This is a genomic window from Pseudomonas sp. MWU12-2345 (assembly GCF_023242385.1).
GTDB classification, from domain to species: Bacteria; Pseudomonadota; Gammaproteobacteria; order Pseudomonadales; family Pseudomonadaceae; genus Aquipseudomonas; species Aquipseudomonas gingeri_D.
Window position 1 is genome coordinate 64,671 of the sequence record NZ_JALLJA010000014.1, and the last position, 14,964, is coordinate 79,634.

The following is a 14,964-nucleotide window of genomic DNA, read 5'->3' on the forward strand; positions in this document are numbered from 1 at the left end:
CTTCGTGAGGCTTATTATCAGACTAGTTCTATGTGACGAGGTTCAGTGGGGATTTTTGCCAGGCTTGTAAGCGTTCGCCGCGCTGGTGCACTCTTGAGCCTGTGAGCCATCTCAGCGTCCCCCGGAGAGTCTGTCGATGTCCGATATTGATGTACGTTTGCGTGAAGACGTCCACCTGTTAGGTGAACTGCTGGGCAATACCATCCGTGACCAGCACGGTGACGAATTCCTCGACAAGATCGAGCGTATCCGCAAGGGCGCCAAGGCCGACCGCAGCGGTTCGGCGAATGCCGAGCTCAGTGCCAGCCTCGACAGCCTTGGCGACGACGAGCTGCTGCCGGTGGCCCGGGCCTTCAACCAGTTTCTCAACCTGGCCAATATCGCCGAGCAATATCAGCTGATTCACCGCCGCGACGAGTCGCAGCCAGCGCCTTTCGAGTCGCGGGTGCTGCCGGAGTTGCTGGCGCGGCTGCTCGCCGAAGGCCATGGCGCCGAATCCCTGGCACGGCAACTGGGCCGCCTGGAGATCGAACTGGTGCTCACCGCGCACCCCACCGAGGTGGCGCGGCGGACCCTGATCCAGAAATACGATGCGATTGCCGCGCAATTGGCCGAGCAGGACCACCGCGACCTCACCGCTGCCGAACGCGAGCAGATCCGCCAGCGCTTGCAGCGACTGATCGCCGAAGCCTGGCACACCGAGGAAATCCGCCGGACCCGGCCGACCCCGGTGGACGAGGCCAAATGGGGCTTCGCGGTGATCGAGCATTCCCTCTGGCAGGCCATTCCGCACTACCTGCGCAAAGCCGACCGGGCGCTGTTCGCGGCCACCGGCTTGCACCTGCCCCTGGAAGCCGCGCCGATTCGATTTGCTTCCTGGATGGGCGGTGACCGTGACGGTAACCCCAATGTGACGGCCAAGGTCACCCGTGAGGTTCTGCTGCTGGCCCGCTGGATGGCGGCGGACCTCTATCTGCGTGATGTTGATCAGTTGGCCGCCGAGTTGTCGATGCAGCAGGCCAGCGAGGCCCTGCTTGCCCGCGCCGGTGAGAGCGCCGAACCTTACCGCGCCGTGCTCAAACAATTACGTGAGCGGCTGCGGGCTACCCGCAATTGGGCCCAGGCCTCCCTCGCTACAACGCAACCGGCACCGGACGAAGTCCTGCAGAACAACCGCGAACTGCTCGAACCGTTGCAACTCTGCTACCAGTCCTTGCACGAGTGCGGCATGGGCGTGATTGCCGACGGCCCGTTGCTCGATTGCCTGCGCCGGGCGGTGACCTTCGGCCTGTTCCTGGTGCGCCTGGACGTGCGCCAGGACTCTTCCCGTCACGCCGCCGCCATGACCGAGATCACCGACTATCTAGGGCTGGGCCGTTACGAAGACTGGAATGAAGAAGATCGCCTGACCTTCCTGATGCGCGAGCTGGCCAATCGCCGCCCGCTGTTACCGGCCTATTTCAAACCTTCCGCGGACACCGCCGAAGTGCTGGCGACCTGCCGGGAAGTCGCTGCGGCGCCGGCCGCCTCCCTCGGATCCTACGTAATCTCCATGGCCGGTGCCGCCTCCGATGTGCTGGCGGTGCAGTTGCTCCTCAAGGAGTCCGGCGTGCTGCGGCCGATGCGCGTGGTGCCGTTGTTCGAAACCCTGGCCGACCTGGATAACGCCGGTCCCGTGATGGAGCGGCTGTTGCTGCTGCCGGGCTATCGCGCGCGCCTGCAAGGTCCGCAGGAAGTGATGATCGGCTACTCCGATTCGGCCAAGGACGCTGGCACCACGGCGGCGGCCTGGGCGCAGTATCGGGCCCAGGAACGGCTGGTGGAGATCTGTCGCGAGCAGCAGGTCGAACTGCTGTTGTTCCATGGTCGTGGCGGCACCGTCGGCCGTGGCGGCGGCCCGGCCCACGAGGCCATCCTGTCGCAGCCGCCGGGTTCGGTGGCGGGGCGTTTCCGCACCACCGAGCAGGGCGAAATGATTCGTTTCAAGTTCGGCCTGCCGGACATCGCCGAACAGAATCTCAACCTCTACCTGGCCGCCGTGCTCGAAGCCACCTTGCTGCCGCCGCCGCCGCCGCAACCGGCCTGGCGTAAATTGATGGATGAATTGGCCGCGGACGGTGTCAGTGCCTACCGCGCCGAGGTGCGCGACAATCCGCAGTTCGTCGAGTATTTCCGCCAATCCACCCCGGAACAGGAGCTTGGGCGCCTGCCGTTGGGCAGCCGTCCGGCCAAGCGCCGCGCCGGCGGAATCGAAAGCCTGCGGGCGATTCCGTGGATTTTCGGTTGGACCCAGACGCGCCTGATGTTGCCCGCCTGGCTCGGCTGGGAAGCGGCGCTGCGCAAGGCACTGGCACGGGGTGAAGGCGAGCTGCTGGCGCAGATGCGCGAGCAATGGCCTTTTTTCCGCACCCGTATCGACATGCTGGAAATGGTCCTGGCCAAGGCCGACAGCGATATCGCCCGCTCCTATGACGAACGTCTGGTGGATGCCGAACTACTGCCATTGGGTGTGCACTTACGCGACCTATTGTCGCAGGCGTGCGCGGTGGTACTGGGTTTGACCGGCCAGTCGCAACTGCTGGCCCATAGCCCTGAGACCCTGGAGTTCATTCGTCTGCGCAACACCTACCTGGACCCGCTGCACCGGTTGCAGGCCGAGCTGCTGGCTCGTTCGCGGCGCAAGGAAACGGCCCAGGACAGCCCTCTGGAACAGGCTTTGCTGGTGTCTGTGGCGGGGATTGCCGCCGGGCTGCGCAATACTGGCTAAGGTGTGTGGGAAGAGTTGTCACATGTAATGGGACAAAAGCGACCGCCCAGTCAGGGGCGGTCGTTTTTGTGTGGCGGCACTTTATTGGCGGGGGCGACCCGGCGTAGCAGGTTTCACCGCTTGTGCAGGCATGAGTGACTGCGACTTTCGGCGGCTTGTGTGGCTCCGGTCGGCTGTGTATCTTGATCAGCCTTTGGCCGTTTTGCGGCCATGACCCTATTTTTGAGATTGGCCCCACGAGGCGAATCCGAGCGTTTCTAAATAAAAAATTGAGGAGCACATCGATGCGCGTCATTCTGCTGGGAGCTCCCGGGGCCGGTAAAGGTACTCAGGCTAAGTTCATCACCGAGAAATTCGGCATCCCGCAAATCTCCACTGGCGACATGCTGCGCGCCGCGGTCAAGGCCGGCACCGAGCTGGGCCTCAAGGCCAAGGGCATCATGGACGCCGGCGGGCTGGTCTCCGACGACCTGATCATCGCGTTGGTCAAGGACCGTATCGCCCAGGCCGACTGCGCCAAGGGTTTCCTGTTCGACGGTTTCCCGCGCACCATTCCCCAGGCGGAAGCCCTGGTGGATGCCGGTGTCGAGCTGGACTACGTGGTCGAGATCGCCGTCGATGACGAAGAGATCGTCCAGCGCATCGCCGGCCGTCGTGTTCACGAGGCTTCCGGGCGCGTCTACCACACCGTCTACAACCCGCCGAAAGTCGAAGGCAAGGACGACCTGACCGGGGACGACCTGGTCCAGCGCAAGGACGACACCGAAGAAACCGTGCGTCATCGCCTGTCGGTCTACCACTCCCAGACCAAGCCGCTGGTGGATTTCTACCAGAATCTCTCGGCCGCCCAGGGCAAACCGAAGTACAGCCATATCGCCGGTGTCGGCTCCGTGGAATCGATCACCAGCAAGGTGCTTGAAGCCCTGAGCTGATCGCTGTAGCTGCTATGTGTACAACAGCCCGCTTGCGGGCTGTTGTTGTTTATACTGTTGCACTTTTTTCATTTCGACCTGACGGATACATCGATGAGCACCTTGCTGGCCCTGGACACCGCGACTGAAGCCTGCTCCGTCGCCTTGCTGCATGACGGCAAGGTGACGAGCCACTACGAGGTGATTCCGCGCCTGCATGCGCAAAAGCTCCTGCCGATGATCCAGCAGTTGCTGGCCGACGCGGGTATCAGCCTGTCGGCGGTGGATGCGATTGCTTTTGGCCGTGGTCCCGGGGCTTTTACCGGGGTGCGGATTGCCATCGGTGTGGTTCAGGGGCTGGCGTTTGCCCTGGAGCGTCCGGTGTTGCCGGTGTCGAACCTGGCAGTGCTGGCGCAGCGGGCCTTTCGCGAGCGCGGTGTGCGCCAGGTGGCCGCGGCCATCGATGCGCGGATGGACGAGGTGTATTGGGGCTGCTATCGCGAAGAAGCCGGGGAAATGCGTCTGGCCGGGGTCGAGGCGGTGCTGGCTCCGCAACTGGCGGCCTTGCCGGACGATGCCGCTGGCGAGTGGTTCGGCGCGGGCACGGGTTGGGGTTATGGCGAGCGGATCCAGGTCGCGTTGAGCGGCCAGGATGCCAGCCTGCTGCCCCACGCCGAGGATCTGTTGAGTCTGGCGCGTTTTGCCTGGGCGCGCGGCGAAGCCATTCCGGCCGACGAGGCCCAGCCGGTTTACCTGCGCGACAAGGTGGCGACGCCCAAGGCCCGCTGACGCCGGGCGGCAACTGATAAAATTCAGGCTAAACTGAACGTTAAACCGATCACCCGAAAAAACGCCCAGATAGTCAAAAATGTGCCGTTCGTCATGTTTTCCCCACCCAGGCACCAGGGTGTGAAAACCTTTTTCAGGTTCTGTGGTCCAGTTATCACTCGGGCAATAGCTAAGTGCGGTGCGTGCTGCTAAATTGCCATCATCGACACCGAGCATGCCCCAATGCGTATAGACGGCGTTTCCTCACAGTCCTACCCCATCAAGCGCAAACCGCGTAAAGGCAGCGTCGTGGTCGACGACGAGGCCGATGTCTCGGAGGGCGATAGCGAGGATCTCTCCGAGGTGGCCGCCCGCGCCGAAGCGGCCGGTAGCCGCCTGGCCAACCTGCCGGCCCGTCCGCAGGACATGATCTTCCATCGCGCCATGAGCAAAAGCGTCGCCAACGCCCTGGCCAGCTACCTGACCACCGCCGGTTTCGTCGAGTGGGACATGGAAGTGTTGGGGCTCGACCTGCATATCTGATTTAATCGGGTCGATGACTGATCCTGTCCTGCTGCCTTATTTCCTCGGTTGCCCCTCCTGGAGCGAAAACGCCTGGCGCGAGTACCTGTACCCGCCCACCGCGCGCACGAGCGATTTTCTCGACCTGTACGCCCAGGTGTTCAACGCCGTCGAAGGCAACACCACCTTCTACGCACGGCCCGCGTCCGCCACGGTAGAACGCTGGGCGCAGACCATGCCCGCACACTTTCGCTTCACCGCCAAGTTTCCTCGGGATATCAGCCATGGCGGTGATCTGCGTGAGCAGGTCCAGGCGGCTGAAGACTTCCTGCAACTGCTCAAGCCGCTGGGACCGCGGGTGGCGCCGCTGTGGCTGCAATTGCCGGCCAGTTTTGCGCCGCAGCGCCTGGCCGAGCTGGTCGGGTTTATCGACGCGCTGGAGCGCCCGTTGGCGATTGAAGTCCGTCATCGTGATTTCTTCGCCAAGGGCGACGCCGAGCGGATGCTCAACCGCCTGCTGCTGGACCGGGGTGTCGAACGGATCTGCCTCGATCCACGGGCGCTGTTCAGTTGCACTTCCACCGATGCCTCGGTGCTGCACGCCCAGTCGAAAAAGCCCAAGGTGCCACCACGGCCGGCAGCGTTCACGCTGTTTCCGCAGGTGCGTTTTATCGGGCACCCGGAACTGGAGGCCAATGAGCCTTTCCTGACGCCCTGGGTCGAAAAGGTCGCCGGCTGGATCGAGGAGGGGCGCACGCCCTACGTGTTTCTGCATACCTCCGACAACCGCCTCGCACCGGCGCTGGCGCAACGTTTCCATGCTCGGCTGATGGAGCGTCTGCCTGGCTTGCCGGCGCTGCCTGAGCTATACAGAGGGCCCGCCACGGAGCAACTCGGCTTGCTCTGAGGGCATCACACTCTCTTTGCCAGGAGTCGACCCATGGATGCGCAAACCCTTCGAGCCCAAGCCTTCAAGGCCCTGCACGAACGTGACGGAGCCTTTGTGATTCCCAATCCCTGGGATGCCGGTTCGGCAAAAATGCTCGCCGCACTGGGCTTCGAGGCGTTGGCCACCACCAGCGCGGGCCTGGCGTTTTCCCTTGGACGTCCGGATGCGGAAGGGGCCAACTCGCTGAACGATACGCTGGAAAACGCGCGGAGCATTGTCCTGGCCACGACGCTGCCGGTGGCGGCCGATCTGGAAAATGGTTTTGCCCACAGCCCCGCCGGGTGTGCCGAGGCGATTTTGCGGGCGGCCGAAGCCGGCTTGGTGGGGGGCTCGATCGAAGACGCCAGTGGTCATGCCGAGGACCCCATCTATGAATTCAACCACGCGGTAGAACGGGTCGAGGCCGCGGTTGCCGCGGCCCGCAGCCTGTCGTTCCCCTTCATGCTCACGGCGCGGGCGGAGAACCTGCTGCACGGGCGCCAGGATCTGCCGGATACGATTCGCCGTTTGCAGGCGTTCGCCGAGGCCGGTGCCGACGTGCTGTATGCGCCAGGCCTGCGCACGCGTGAGGAGATCCAGGCGGTGGTCAAGGCCGTGGCGCCCAAGCCGGTAAATGTATTGATGTCGGGCGGGGTCAACCTGTCGGTGACCGAGTTGGGCGAACTGGGAGTCAAGCGCATCAGTGTCGGTTCGGCGTTGGCCCGGGCGGCGTACGGCGCCTTCTATCGGGCGGCCGAGGAGATGCGTGGGCAGGGGACGTTCAGCGCGCTGGATCAGGCCATGCCCTTTGCGCGGATCAATCAGATGTTCAAGAACTAGGTAAACACTCAGGCCGCGAGGCGCAGGTTCTGTGCCACCAGCGGACGGGCCCAGTTCAGGTCGTAGTCCATGGCTTTCTGCTGCTTGACCAGGGTTTCTTCGTCGAACGGCACATGCGGCTCCAGCAGATCCAGCTCGAACTCGGCAATCGGCAGGTGCAGCGGACGCGCTTGCGGCGCGGGGCCCGGTGCTGGCAGCGGCTGGCCGGCGTTGAGGACGATAGGGCGAACCCAGCCGCTTTCGAAATCCTGCTGTTTCTGTTGCGCGACAACTTCTTCCGGCGGGTAAGGCACGGGCCGCTTCAGCAGGTCCAGATCGAATTCGGCAATCGGCAGGAACAGCGGCTCCGGCGGACGGACCGGGGTGTCCTTTACGTCACACTGGCGCTGGTCAACGATCTGCGCCAGCAGCTCGGCACCGGCGGTGGGCTCCACCGGGCCGTCGACCGGCAGTTGTGCCTGGACATTCTTTGCATCCGCCGCGTCCCCGACCTGTTCGGCCAGCGCCCGGGCAAAGAAATCTTGCCACAGGTGACTGACACCGCTCAGTGCCTGGGAATTGCGCAGGCCATAATTGTCGACGGGCGACAGATAACCTATGGATGTAGTGCGAATGTCTGACATGGCTCTCGAGTGACGCTCAGGTCTGGCAAAATGCTGGATAATGTTTTTATCGGCAGCTTTTGCCGATCATTAAATTTTTGAGCGTGTTTTTCATGAGTGAGCAGCAAGCACCGGTCCGTATCAGAGTCGAGGCCCTGGCCGAAGGGTTGCAATCCCGGGCCGAAGCCTGGGCCGAACGCCTCGGTTTGCCGTTGCAGGAAGCCGAAGCGGAGTTCGCTTTGCAGGTGTCGGAGCAGGGGTTGCAGTTGCAGCAACTGGGACCTGAGGCGCCTGGACCGGTCCGGGTGGACTTTGTCGAAGGCGGCGCGGCGCACCGGCGTCTGTATGGCGGCGGCAGCGGGCAGATGATCGCCAAGGCCGTGGGCATTCAACCGGGCGTACGGCCGCGGGTGCTGGACGCCACTGCTGGCTTGGGCAAGGATGCGTTCGTGCTGGCGAGCCTGGGCTGCGAGATGAGCCTGATCGAGCGCCAGCCGCTGATTGGCGCCTTGCTCGAGGATGGCCTGGCCCGTGGGTTGGAAGATTTCGACGTGGCGCCGATTGTTTCGCGCATGCACTTGCTCAAGGGCAATTCGATCGAGGTGATGCGCAATTGGGAAGGCGAGGCGCCCCAGGTGATCTACCTGGACCCGATGTTTCCTCACCGTGAGAAAACCGCCCTGGTGAAGAAGGAAATGCGCCTGTTCCGCCCGTTGGTGGGCGATGACCCGGATGCACCGGCATTGCTGGAGGCGGCACTGGCCCTGGCGACCCATCGGGTGGTGGTCAAGCGCCCGCGCAAGGCGCCGTGTATCGACGGGCCGAAACCGAGCCATGGCCTGGACGGCAAGTCGAGTCGCTATGACATCTACCCGAAGAAAGCCCTGAAGCCTTGAAAGCAGGCTTGGCGTGACGGTTTGGGCGATCTTGAGGGCCTCATCGCGAGCAAGCTTGCTCCTACAGGATTTGTGTCGTGAGCACCGTCTATGCAGTACGCAAAACTTGTAGGAGCAAGCTTGCTCGCGATAGCGGTCTGACAGGCGCCCGAGTGCTCAAGGCCGGTAGGCGCGCATGAACAACCCCACCACCTCGCGCACATGGGCTTCGCCCTCGGCCTCGCTCGGCGGCTCGCCGCAGCCGTAGAGCAGGCGGAAGTTCGCCGCGCCCTTGAGCAGGCAGAAGAAGTGCTCGGCGGCGTAGTGCGGCTTGTCGATCACCAGGGCACCGCCCTGGTTGATCCGACTCAGCAGCCGCTCCATCTCCGTGAGCATGCGTTGGGGCCCGGCCTCGAAGAAGATCTGCGAGAGCTTCGGGTCCTGGCTGCCCAGGGCCATGATCAGCCGATGCAGGTTCACCGACTCGTCACTGTTGATCAGGTGATGAAACCCCCGGGCGATGTTCAGCAGAATGCTTTTCACCGGCACGCCTTCGGGCAGGGCGAAAAACAGCTCGGGCAGCTGTTCTGCGCATTTGGCCACCACGGCGGCGGAGAACAGTGTCTCCTTGTCGTTGAAATGGCTGTACACCGTCAGCTTTGAAACACCTGCTGCTGCAGCGACTGCGTCCATGCTGGTGCTGGCGTATCCATTACTCAGGAACAGATCTTTCGCCGCTTGCAGGATGGCCTGGCGTTTTGCCAGGTCCTTGGGGCGGCCGGGGCCGCTGGGCACTGAAAGATTGTCGGACATTTTCTTAGTTAATACTGGACTGGTGAGTTTGGTATTAATACCATACTGGCCAGTATAAATATTCTGAGCACCACTAGCGAAAGGTCCTACACCATGCTCCGCTATGTCATGCCCCTTGCGTTGCCCGTCAGTTTAGCCCTTTTCCTGGCCGGTTGTGGTCATGAAGAGCCGGCCCAGGTCAGCGTTCGTCCCGCGATGGTGGTGCAGCCACAGCCTTCGGCCCAGGCCATGGACAGTTATCCCGGCGAAGTGCGGGCGCGTTTCGAGCCCGACCTGGCCTTTCGTATCGGTGGCAAGGTCAGCCGACGACTGGTGGAGGAGGGGGAGCGGGTCAAGGCCAACCAGCCCCTGGCGGAGCTCGACCCGCAGGACGTGCGCCTGCAACTGGAAGCGACCCGTGCCCAGGTCGCGGCCGCCGAGGCCAACCTGAACCTGGTGCGCTCCGAGCGTGATCGCTACAAGACCCTGCTCGACCGACAGATGGTTAGCCGCTCGCAGTACGACAATGCGGAAAACCTCTACCGCTCCGGTGAAGCCCGCCTCAAGCAGATCAAGGCCGAGTTCGACGTGTCCAGCAACCAGGCCGGTTATGCCGTGTTGCGTGCGCCCCAGGACGGTGTAGTCGCCAAGCGCCTGGTGGAAGTCGGCCAGGTGGTCGCCGCCGGCCAGACGGTCTTTACCCTGGCCGCCGACGGCGAGCGTGAAGTGCTGATCAGCTTCCCGGAGCAGGCTTTCGGACGGTTCAAGATCGGCCAGGATGTGGCCGTGGAACTCTGGTCGCAGCCGGACCAGCGTTTCAACGGGCGGATCCGCGAGTTGTCGCCGGCCGCCGACCCCAAGTCGCGGACCTTCGCCGCCCGTATCGCCTTCAGCGCCGGCAAGGTGCCGGCTGAGTTGGGGCAGAGCGCCCGGGTGTTTATCCAGGCCGCCGGTGTGGTGCCGTTGTCGGTGCCGCTGTCGGCGGTGACCGCGGAAAACGGTGCGACCTATGTCTGGCGGGTCCAGGCGGACAACACCCTCAAACGGACCCCGGTGCGGGTCGGTGCCTTTGGCGAAAAGACCGTGCCGGTGTTCGAAGGCCTTTCGGCCAGCGATTGGGTGGTGGCGGCCGGTGTGCATGTGCTCCATGACGGCGACCTGGTTCGCCCGGTGGATCGCTCCAACCGCGTGGTCAATCTGGCGGCCAAGGAGTAGTCCCCGATGGGTTTCAATCTTTCCGAATGGGCGTTGCGTAATCGCCAGATCGTACTGTTCCTGATGATTCTGCTCGCGCTGGTTGGTGCCTTGTCCTACACCAAGCTGGGGCAGAGCGAAGACCCGCCGTTCACCTTCAAGGCCATGGTCATCAAGACCAACTGGCCGGGGGCCACGGCCCAGGAAGTCTCGCGGCAAGTCACCGAACGCATTGAAAAGAAGCTGATGGAGACCGGCGAGTACGAGAAAATCATCTCCTTCTCCCGGCCAGGGGAATCCCAGGTGACCTTCATGGCCCGGGACTCGATGCATTCCTCGGAGGTTCCCGACCTCTGGTACCAGGTCCGCAAGAAGATCGGCGATATCCGCCAGACCTTGCCGCCGGATATCCAGGGGCCGTTTTTCAACGATGAGTTCGGCACCACCTTCGGCAATATCTACGCCCTGACCGGCGAGGGTTTCGACTACGCCGTGCTCAAGGACTACGCCGACCGTATCCAGATCCAGTTGCAGCGGGTCAAGGACGTGGGCAAGGTCGATCTGCTCGGTCTGCAGGACGAAAAGGTCTGGATCGAACTCTCCAACGTCAAGCTGGCGACCCTTGGCCTGCCGCTGAGTGCGGTGCAGCAGGCCCTGCAGGAGCAGAATGCGGTGTCCACCGCCGGCTTCTTCGAGACCCCGACCGAGCGTGTGCAACTGCGGGTCAGCGGTAACTTCAAGACCGTCGACGAGATCAAGAACTTCCCGATCCGCGTCGGTGACCGCACCTTCCGTATCAGCGATGTCGCCGAGGTGCACCGTGGCTTCAACGATCCACCGGCACCGCGCATGCGCTTCATGGGCGAAGACGCGATCGGCCTGGCGGTGGCGATGAACGAGGGCGGCGATATCCTGGTGCTGGGCAAGGCACTGGAGATCGAGTTCGCGCGTATCCAGAAAAACCTGCCGGCGGGGATGAAACTGAGCAAGGTCTCCGACCAGCCGGCGGCAGTGAAGACCGGCGTCGGCGAGTTCGTCCAGGTGCTGGTGGAAGCCCTGGTCATTGTGTTGCTGGTGAGTTTCTTCTCCCTGGGTGTGCGCACCGGGATGGTAGTGGCGCTGGCGATTCCGCTGGTGCTGGCGATGACCTTTGCCGCCATGTACTACCTGGGCATCGGCCTGCACAAGATCTCTCTCGGCGCGCTGGTACTGGCCCTCGGCTTGCTGGTGGATGACGCAATCATTGCCGTGGAGATGATGGCGATCAAGATGGAGCAGGGCTTCGACCGCCTCAAGGCGGCGAGTTTTGCCTGGACCAGCACGGCGTTCCCGATGCTCACCGGCACCCTGATCACCGCCGCCGGTTTCCTGCCGATTGCCACCGCGCAGTCGGGCACCGGCGAATACACCCGCTCGATTTTCCAGGTGGTGACCCTGGCCCTGCTGGCGTCGTGGATCGCGGCGGTGGTGTTCGTACCTTACCTGGGGGAAAAGCTGCTGCCGGACCTGGCGAAGATCCACGCCGCCAAGCATGGCAGCGAACAACCGGACCCTTATGGCACACCGTTTTACCAGCGTGTCAGGCGCATGGTGGAGTGGTGTGTACGCCGTCGTAAAACCGTGATCGTGCTGACTGTCGCGCTGTTTATCGGCTCGTTGCTGCTGTTCCGCTTTGTACCGCAGCAGTTCTTCCCGGCCTCGGGGCGGCTGGAGCTGATGGTCGACCTGAAGTTGGCCGAAGGCGCGTCCCTGAACAACACCACCGAACAGGTTGCGCGTCTGGAAGCCCTGCTCAAGGATCATCCCGGTATCGACAACTATGTCGCCTATATCGGTACCGGTTCGCCGCGTTTCTACCTGCCGCTGGACCAGCAATTGCCGGCCACCAGCTTTGCCCAGTTCGTCGTGCTGGCCAAGAGCATCGAGGATCGGGAAGTGCTGCGCACCTGGCTGATCAAGGTCCTCGACGAGCAGTTCGCCGATGTGCGCGGACGCGTGACACGCCTGGAGAACGGACCGCCTGTGGGTTATCCGGTGCAGTTCCGGGTGACCGGCGAGCATATCGAAGTGGTCCGTGCCCTGGCGCGCAAGGTGGCGGCCAAGGTCCGTGAGAATCCGCACGTGACCAATGTGCACCTGGACTGGGAAGAGCCGAGCAAGGTGGTCTACCTGAACGTCGATCAGGATCGGGCCCGGGCGCTGGGGGTGAGTACTTCGAACCTGTCGCGCTTCCTGCAATTGTCGCTGACCGGTTCGACCGTCAGCCAGTACCGCGAGGACAACGAGTTGATCGAAATCCTCATGCGCGGCACTGTCCAGGAACGCAACCAGTTGTCGGCATTGCCTAGCCTGGCGGTACCGACGGACAACGGCACCAGCGTGGCGCTGTCGCAGATCGCGACCCTGGAGTACGGTTTCGAGGAAGGCATTATCTGGCACCGCAACCGCTTGCCGACCGTGACGATCCGCGCCGACATCTACGGCCAGGAGCAGCCCCTGAGCCTGGTCAAGCAGATCATGCCGACCCTGGATCCGGTTCGCGCCGAGTTGCCGGACGGCTACCTGCTGGAGGTCGGTGGTACCGTGGAGGATTCGGAGCGCGGCCAGGCCTCGGTGAATGCCGGCGTGCCACTGTTCATAGTGGTGGTACTGACCTTGTTGATGCTGCAACTGCGCAGCTTCTCGCGGGTGGCGCTGGTGTTCCTCACCGCGCCGCTGGGGCTGATCGGGGTGACCCTGTTCCTGCTGGTGTTCCGCCAACCGTTCGGTTTTGTCGCGATGCTCGGGACCATTGCCCTGTCGGGGATGATCATGCGCAACTCGGTGATCCTGGTGGACCAGATCGAACAGGATATCCGCGCGGGCATGTCGCAATGGCAGGCAATTATCGAAGCGACGGTGCGGCGTTTCCGCCCCATCGTGCTGACCGCCCTGGCGGCGGTGCTGGCGATGATCCCGTTGTCGCGCAGCGTGTTCTACGGACCGATGGCCGTGGCGATCATGGGCGGTTTGATCGTGGCGACGGCCTTGACCCTGCTGTTCCTGCCGGCACTGTATGCGGGGTGGTTCAGGGTGAAGAAGACGGCCCCCTAAAGCGCGGCCGTTTTGTAGAGCCTGGCTTGCCAGCGAAGCTTTTGGCGACCTTGAGGGCCTCTTCGCGGGCAAGCCCTGCTCCTACAGGTTTTTGTCGTATGCAATATAGGTGATCGACTCGGTCATGTAGGAGCCTGGCTTGCCAGCGAAGCTTTTGGCGATCTTGCAGACCTTATCGCTGGCAAGACAGTTCAAGGGGTGAGGTGTCAGAGCGCGCCAAACACCTTCTTCGCCAGGCTGGTGGCCGCCGCCGCCGGGTTGGCGCGGATGTCTTCTTCCTTCTGGGCGATCATCTTGAACAGGCCGTCCAGGGCTTTTTCCGTTACGTAGCCTTCAACGTTGGCACTCTTGGCATCGAGTACGCCGAGAGTCGCCGCCTGCCCGGCGAACGAGTTGTATTGCTTGGCCAGGCCCACCTTGTCGGTAGCCTCCTTGACGATCGGCAGGAACTTGGCGCGAATCTGCTCACGGCTGGTCTTGTCCAGGTACTGGGTCGCCGAATCCTTGCCACCGGTGAGGATGCCCTTGGCATCGGTCACGGTCATTTTCTTCACGGCGTCCACCAGCAACGCCTGGGCCTGTGGCATGGCGGCTTCCGCCGCCTTGTTCATGCTGGCTTCCAGTTGATCGACCTGGGCGCCCATGCCGAACTGCTTCATCTTGCTGGCGACCTTGCCGAGGCTGCCCGGCAGTTCGATCTTCACCGCAGGGTTGTTGCTGAAACCACCCGGCTTGCCGAGGTTGGTCACGGCGGCGACGGCACCCTGGGCCAGCGCGTCCTTGAGGCCGCCGGAGGCTTCACCCTGGGAGAGGCTGCCCAGGGACAAGGCCAGGGCGTTGACGGAAATCAGCAGGCCTGCGCAGAGGCCGACCAGACGAAGGGAGGGACGGAGCATGGAAGCTTCCTTGTTGGGATCAGTGGGGAAATCCGTGGCGCCAGGAGAAACCTGGCGCCAGCCAGTAAGAATCTAACGGATTTATCGGCAAACACCAGTTTTCTACAGGTGTTGCCTGCCACTCAGGCGCTGAGGATCAGGCTCTGGGGTTTTTCTTTCAGCAGTACGACGCTGCGCGGAATGGGCTTCATGGTGAATTTACGGCGGCTGCCGAAGGTGCCCTGGGTCTCGTAGATCTGGCCCGGCTTGACCTTGTTCACGTCGTAGCGCAGGTAGCGCGGGATCGAGCCCTTGAAGAAGGTGATTTCCTCGCTGAGGACATGCACCGGAATACCCGGTTCGGTCTGGGCCACCAGCCTCAGGGTAGCCAGGGTGTTGTCCTGCGTGCCGATCATCGGCACCAGCGCCGCGCTGAGGTACAGGTACCCCGGTGGGCTCAGGTGAAAGGTTTCTTCCTGGTTGTCCCGGCGCCAGCGGAAGCTGTATTTGATGTCCGGCAGCAGCGAGGTGCCGGCGACACTCAGGTCGATGTCGATCTCGACCTTGCAGTTACGCTTGAGGTCCGCCGGCAGTTCGAAGGTAAAGCGCCACGGCGACTGGTCGGGTAGTTGCGCACTGGTCCAGGTTCCCAGCAGGGTGTCGCTGCAGCGGTTGCGCAGGGTGATACGGGTTTCGGCCTTGGCCGGGATCCTGTAGTCCGGTGGAAAGTGGAAAACAGCGGTCACGACGTTTTTTGCGGTCATCTCGATGTCCTTATCGAACGCGTCAAAGGCAAC

13 protein-coding genes are annotated in these 14,964 nt (G+C 63.0%); 9 read left to right on the top strand and 4 right to left on the bottom strand.

Annotated features, from left to right (window positions below; all coding sequences use genetic code 11):
• The first annotated feature begins 136 nt into the window (after positions 1-136).
• From ppc to M5C71_RS24045, 6 genes are all read left to right on the top strand, one after another.
• Positions 137-2,767: a phosphoenolpyruvate carboxylase gene (gene ppc / locus M5C71_RS24020; protein ID WP_103497415.1), complete on the top strand. Its 2,631-nt coding sequence runs from the start codon at positions 137-139 to the stop codon at positions 2,765-2,767.
• 284 nt (positions 2,768-3,051) lie between these two features.
• Positions 3,052-3,699 (top strand): adenylate kinase, encoded by a 648-nt coding sequence (gene adk / locus M5C71_RS24025; protein ID WP_103497414.1) that lies wholly within the window; start codon positions 3,052-3,054, stop codon positions 3,697-3,699.
• 93 nt (positions 3,700-3,792) lie between these two features.
• On the top strand, positions 3,793-4,467 hold the full coding sequence (gene tsaB, locus M5C71_RS24030) for a tRNA (adenosine(37)-N6)-threonylcarbamoyltransferase complex dimerization subunit type 1 TsaB (RefSeq protein WP_177099756.1): 675 nt from the start codon (positions 3,793-3,795) through the stop codon (positions 4,465-4,467).
• A 222-nt stretch (positions 4,468-4,689) separates the two neighbouring features.
• Entirely contained in the window at positions 4,690-4,989 is a 300-nt protein-coding gene (locus M5C71_RS24035) for a hypothetical protein (RefSeq protein ID WP_103497412.1), read from the top strand.
• A gap of 13 nt (positions 4,990-5,002) precedes the next feature.
• Positions 5,003-5,875 (top strand): DUF72 domain-containing protein, encoded by an 873-nt coding sequence (locus tag M5C71_RS24040; RefSeq protein ID WP_103497411.1) that lies wholly within the window; start codon positions 5,003-5,005, stop codon positions 5,873-5,875.
• A 33-nt stretch (positions 5,876-5,908) separates the two neighbouring features.
• Positions 5,909-6,736, top strand: a complete 828-nt coding sequence (locus M5C71_RS24045; protein WP_103497410.1) for an isocitrate lyase/phosphoenolpyruvate mutase family protein — start codon at positions 5,909-5,911, stop codon at positions 6,734-6,736.
• Positions 6,737-6,744: 8 nt separating this feature from the next.
• Here M5C71_RS24045 and M5C71_RS24050 read toward each other — a convergent pair whose 3' ends face one another.
• Positions 6,745-7,359, bottom strand: coding sequence for an energy transducer TonB (locus M5C71_RS24050; RefSeq protein WP_103497409.1), 615 nt, complete (start codon positions 7,357-7,359; stop codon positions 6,745-6,747).
• 92 nt (positions 7,360-7,451) lie between these two features.
• Between M5C71_RS24050 and M5C71_RS24055 the strand changes: the two genes are divergently transcribed.
• The gene (locus tag M5C71_RS24055; RefSeq protein ID WP_103497420.1) at positions 7,452-8,234 is read left to right on the top strand and encodes a class I SAM-dependent methyltransferase; all 783 of its coding nucleotides are present in this window, start codon (positions 7,452-7,454) and stop codon (positions 8,232-8,234) included.
• Positions 8,235-8,390: 156 nt separating this feature from the next.
• On the opposite strand, the gene M5C71_RS24060 is transcribed toward M5C71_RS24055, so the two are convergent.
• Positions 8,391-9,026: a TetR/AcrR family transcriptional regulator gene (locus tag M5C71_RS24060; RefSeq protein WP_248768884.1), complete on the bottom strand. Its 636-nt coding sequence runs from the start codon at positions 9,024-9,026 to the stop codon at positions 8,391-8,393.
• Positions 9,027-9,119: 93 nt separating this feature from the next.
• Between M5C71_RS24060 and M5C71_RS24065 the strand changes: the two genes are divergently transcribed.
• Positions 9,120-10,220 carry an efflux RND transporter periplasmic adaptor subunit gene (locus M5C71_RS24065; RefSeq protein WP_177099761.1) on the top strand — a complete coding sequence of 367 codons (1,101 nt, stop codon included), beginning with the start codon at positions 9,120-9,122 and terminating at the stop codon, positions 10,218-10,220.
• 6 nt (positions 10,221-10,226) lie between these two features.
• The gene (locus M5C71_RS24070; protein WP_152740215.1) at positions 10,227-13,292 is read left to right on the top strand and encodes an efflux RND transporter permease subunit; all 3,066 of its coding nucleotides are present in this window, start codon (positions 10,227-10,229) and stop codon (positions 13,290-13,292) included.
• A 206-nt stretch (positions 13,293-13,498) separates the two neighbouring features.
• On the opposite strand, the gene M5C71_RS24075 is transcribed toward M5C71_RS24070, so the two are convergent.
• Positions 13,499-14,188, bottom strand: coding sequence for a DUF4197 domain-containing protein (locus M5C71_RS24075; RefSeq protein WP_103497404.1), 690 nt, complete (start codon positions 14,186-14,188; stop codon positions 13,499-13,501).
• Positions 14,189-14,310: 122 nt separating this feature from the next.
• Positions 14,311-14,931: a hypothetical protein gene (locus tag M5C71_RS24080; RefSeq protein ID WP_177099765.1), complete on the bottom strand. Its 621-nt coding sequence runs from the start codon at positions 14,929-14,931 to the stop codon at positions 14,311-14,313.
• Positions 14,932-14,964: the final 33 nt, after the last annotated feature.